The organism is Microbacterium sp. HJ5 (assembly GCF_054824025.1).
In genome coordinates, this window is record NZ_JSYE01000039.1 from 1 (window position 1) to 4,618 (window position 4,618).

A 4,618-nucleotide genomic window follows, 5' to 3' on the forward strand; every position below is an offset into this window, starting at 1 on the left:
CGAATCGACACGACATCCCGGGCGTGTCGCGGCCGGCCCCCGGTGAGTCCGATGCCGGGTTCGGCCTGATCGCGCGGGCATTCGCGGACGCAGCATCCGCTCGCCCTCTGCTGTCGCGCAGCGAAACAGCACGACGGCCGCGTCCGCCGCGACGCTAGCGTTGAGGCATGAGCGACGAGCGATGGGTGTGGGGCGCAGGCCTCGCGACGACGGCTGAAGACGGCACCGTGCTGGACACGTGGTTCCCCTCCCCCGAGCGGGGCCGCATCCCCCTCGGCTTCGACCCCGCCATGCCGCCCGACGAGCTCGAGCGCCTCGCCGTCCCGGACGCGCGTCGCGCCGTCACCGTGGACGTCGTCACCATAGAGCTGGATGTCGAGGCAGCCCCCACCTCCACTCCCGACGCCTACCTCCGCCTGCACGCGCTGTCGCACCGGCTCTTCGCTCCCAACGACGTCAACCTCGACGGCATCTTCGGGTTCCTGCCGAACGTCGCCTGGACGAACGCCGGCCCTATGCATCCCGATACGCTCACGCGTCTGCGGCCGTTCCTCGTGCGCGAGGGGATCCAGCTGCAGGGCCTCGACAAGTTCCCGCGCCTGCTGGACTACGTCACCCCGCCCGGCGTGCGGATCGCGGATGCCTCGCGCGTGCGCCTCGGCGCGTACCTCTCCCCCGGCACCACCGTCATGCACGAGGGCTTCGTGAACTTCAACGCCGGCACCCTGGGCCAGAGCATGGTCGAGGGCAGGATCTCGCAGGGCGTCGTCGTGGGCGACGGCAGCGACATCGGCGGCGGCGCCTCGATCATGGGCACCCTGTCAGGGGGAGGCACCCATAAGGTCTCGGTCGGCGCGCGCACGCTTCTCGGGGCCAACGCCGGCATCGGCATCTCGCTCGGCGACGACTGCGTCGTCGAGGCCGGACTCTACGTGACGGCGGGATCGAAGGTCGTGCTCGCCGATGAGCCGCCGCACGCCGACGGCACGCGTCCGACGGTCAAGGGCTCCGAGCTGTCCGGCCGGGACGGCATCCTGTTCCGGCGCAACTCGGTCACCGGCGCCATCGAAGCCGTCCGCCGCGCCGGCGTGGGGGTCACGCTGAACGAGGCGCTCCACGCCTGACGCCCACGCCTGACGCCCACGCCTGACGCCCCCGCGAGCCGTCAGTCGCGGATCCGCACCGACAGGCAGGTCACGCAGCCCTCGAGCTTCTCGAACTCGCTCACGTCGGCGGTGACCACCTCGAGGCCGCGCGCCCGGTAGAGGGCGGCGGTCTCGGGCGCGTCGGACGACATCAGCACCGTGCCCGCGTCGAGCACGACCACCGCGGTCCCGTGCTCCTCGGGAATCCCCAGGAACTCCGGGAACGAGCGCGGTTCGTCGACGAGCGGCTCGAAGCCGACGACCGTGCCGTCGGGGAGCGCGGTCACGCCCGACTTCAGGTGCAGCACCCGTGTCACCGGCACCTCGACGACGTCCCACCCCTCGGAGTCGAGCACGTCGCGCAGCTGCGCGATGCCCGCCGTGTTCGTGCGGGACGACGCGCCGACGTACACGGTGCGGCCGACCTTGAGCACGTCGCCGCCGTCGAGCGTTCCGGGCTCGCCGATCGACGCGATGCGAAGACCGGATGCCTCGACCGCCGCCCGTACGGAAGCCGCCTCGCCGCGCCGCGACTCCGCGCCCGCGCGGCACAGCACGGCCAGTCCGCCGAACACGACGACGGCGTCCTCGACGAAGACGCCGTCGGGAAGCTCGTCGGCCGACGGCACCTCGACCACGTCCCACCCGCGCGACCGGAAGGCGTCGACGTAGGCCTCCCACTGGGCCAGAGCGAGCGTCGGATCGACCGGCACCCGTTCGAGGTGCGTCAGCTCGCCGTCGGCGAGGAGCGGCGAGGGGCGGCGGACGAGGAGTCGAGGCATCCGCTCAGCCTGTCAGATCGCCGGACGGTCTCACAGTCCCGGGTAGCTGCGCTCCGCCGCACCGATGTACAGCTGCTGCGGACGCCCGATCTTCGTCTGCGGGTCGCTCGCGGCCTCGCGCCACTGCGCGAGCCAGCCGGGCAGCCGGCCGATCGCGAAGAGCACCGTGAACATGCGCGTCGGGAAACCCATCGCCTTGTAGATCACGCCGGTGTAGAAGTCGACGTTCGGATACAGGCGGCGCTCGCGGAAGTAGTCGTCGTTGAGCGCGATCTCTTCGAGCTGCTTGGCGAGGTCGAGCAGCGGGTCGCTCACGCCGAGCGCCTCGAGAACCTCGTCGGCCGACTCCTTCACGAGCTTCGCGCGCGGATCGTAGTTCTTGTAGACCCGGTGGCCGAAGCCCATGAGCTTGACGCCGTCCTCCTTGTTCTTGACGCGCTCGACGAAGCGCTCCACGCTCTCGCCCGAGTCGCGGATGCGCGCCAGCATCGACAGCACGGCCTCGTTCGCGCCGCCGTGCAGCGGGCCGTAGAGCGCGTTGATGCCCGCCGAGATCGAGGAGAACTGGTTCGCGCCCGTCGATCCGACGAGCCGGACGGTCGACGTCGAAGCGTTCTGCTCGTGGTCCTCGTGGAGGATCAGCAGACGCTCGAGGGCCCGCGACATGACCGGGTTCACTTCGTAGATCTCGGACAGCACGCCGAAGTTGAGCTTGAGGAAGTTGTCGACGAAGCCGAGGCCGTTGTCGGGATAGAGGAACGCCTGGCCGATGCTCTTCTTGTGCGCGTAGGCCGCGATGACGGGCAGCTTCGCGAGCATGCGGATCGTGTTGAGCTCGACGTGCTCGGGGTTGTTCGGATCGGACTCGTTCTCGTAGTACGTCGAGAGCGCCGACACCGCCGAGGACAGCACCGACATCGGGTGAGCGGTGTGCGGAAGGGCCGAGAAGAAGCGCTTGAGGTCCTCGTGCAGCAGCGTGTGGTGGCGGATCTTGTCGTCGAAGGCCGCGAGCTCGTCGGGCGTCGGCAGCTCGCCGTAGATGAGCAGCCACGCGACCTCGAGGTAGGTGCTGTTCTTCGCGAGCTGCTCGATCGGGTACCCGCGATAGCGCAGGATGCCCTGATCGCCGTCGATGTACGTGATCGCGGACTTGGTCGCCGCGGTGTTGACGAAGCCGTAGTCGAGCGCGGTGTGACCCGTCTGGCGGGTGAACGTGGAGAGGTCCACGCTCGGCGTGCCGTCGGTTCCGCGCAGCAGCGGGAACTCGGCGGTCGTGTCACCGATCGTGAGGGTGGCCTTCTCCTGCTGGGTGCCCGCGTCGCTCACGGCGCCTCCTCGCGATTTCTGGTCGTGCCGGGGGTGTCGTCCGCCTCGCGGACGCACGAGAGGCGTCTTCCGAGGACGGCAGCGGGGACGGGGATGCCGCGCCGCCGCGTTTTCTTACAGCCTAGTGCGCTCGTGCGCCTACTGCGGACACCGCCAAAGGGGCACGGCATCCGATGGAGGAAACCTCACGAGCGCGCGGTGAGACGCTCCGCCGCCGCAGCCACCCGCTCATCCGTCGCCGTCAGCGACAGCCGGATGTGCTGCGGGAAGTGCGTGCCGTAGAAGGAGCCGGGACCCGCGAGGATCCCCCGTTCGGCGAGCCTGCCGAGGCTCTCCCACGCGTCGCGGCCCTCGGTCGCCCACAGGTAGAGCCCGGCCTCGCTGGCATCCACCCGGAAGCCCGCGCCCTCGATCGCGGGCTTGAGGATCGCGCGCCGCGCACGGTACCGCTCCTTCTGGGCGGCGACGTGCTCGTCGTCGCCGAGCGCCGCCGCCATCGCCGCCTGCACCGGTGCGGGGAGCATGAGACCGAGGTGCTTCCGCGCCGTGAGCAGCCGGCCGACGATGTCCGGGTCACCGGCGAGGAACGCGGCGCGATAGCCGGCCAGATTGGACTGCTTGCTGAGGGAGTACACCGAGAGCACTCCGTCCAGCTGTCCGCCGGTGGCGCGGGGGTCGAGGGCCGACGGGATCGGCTCCGCGTCCCACGGAGCCTCCCACCCCAGCTCGGCATAGCACTCGTCGGAGGCGAGGACGGCGCCGAGCTCGCGGGCGCGGTCGATCGCCGCCCGCAGGCTCGCGACGTCGAGCACCCGGCCATCGGGGTTGCCGGGCGAGTTGACCCAGACCAGGCGCGCGCCGGCGGGCCACTCGGCCGGGTCGTCGGCGGTGACGGGCGTCGCCCCGACGAGTCGCGCACCGACCTCGTACGTCGGGTAGGCCGCCCGCGGGTGCACGACGACGTCACCGGGTCCGAGGCCGAGCAAGAGCGGCAGGAGCGCCACGAGCTCCTTCGAGCCGACCGTGGGGAGCACGTTCGCCGCGGTCAGGCCGGGCACACCGCGGCGCCGCTCGTACCAGCTCGCGATCGCCGAGCGCAGCGCCGGGGTGCCCATCGTCTGCGGGTACGCGTGCGCGTCCGTCGCGGCGCGGAGGGCGTCGGCGACGACGGACGGAGTCGGGTCGACGGGCGAGCCGATCGACAGATCGACGATGCCGTCGGGGTGGGCACGCGCGCGCTCGGCGTACGGCGCGACGGCGTCCCACGGGTAATCGGCGAGATCGGCGACGCCCACGTCAGACCGTCCGCTCGGGGGCGCGGCTCACTCGCCCTGGGGCGGGAGCGCGGCGATGATCGGGTGGTCC

At 71.2% G+C, this 4,618-nt stretch carries 4 protein-coding genes; 1 reads left to right on the forward strand and 3 read right to left on the reverse strand.

The window, feature by feature from the left end:
- Positions 1–167: 167 nt before the first annotated feature.
- Positions 168–1,124, forward strand: coding sequence for a 2,3,4,5-tetrahydropyridine-2,6-dicarboxylate N-succinyltransferase (gene dapD, locus OB08_RS15530; protein WP_461476309.1), 957 nt, complete (start codon positions 168–170; stop codon positions 1,122–1,124).
- A 41-nt stretch (positions 1,125–1,165) separates the two neighbouring features.
- On the opposite strand, the gene ddaH is transcribed toward dapD, so the two are convergent.
- The 3 genes from ddaH to dapC all read right to left on the reverse strand — a co-directional run bounded on the left by ddaH (position 1,166) and on the right by dapC (position 4,548).
- On the reverse strand, positions 1,166–1,927 hold the full coding sequence (gene ddaH / locus OB08_RS15535; protein ID WP_461476311.1) for a dimethylargininase: 762 nt from the start codon (positions 1,925–1,927) through the stop codon (positions 1,166–1,168).
- Between the two features lie 30 nt (positions 1,928–1,957).
- On the reverse strand, positions 1,958–3,253 hold the full coding sequence (locus OB08_RS15540) for a citrate synthase (RefSeq protein ID WP_461476313.1): 1,296 nt from the start codon (positions 3,251–3,253) through the stop codon (positions 1,958–1,960).
- Between the two features lie 185 nt (positions 3,254–3,438).
- Complete coding sequence (gene dapC / locus OB08_RS15545) at positions 3,439–4,548, reverse strand: succinyldiaminopimelate transaminase (protein ID WP_461476315.1); 1,110 nt, start codon at positions 4,546–4,548, stop codon at positions 3,439–3,441.
- Between the last annotated feature and the right edge of the window lie 70 nt (positions 4,549–4,618).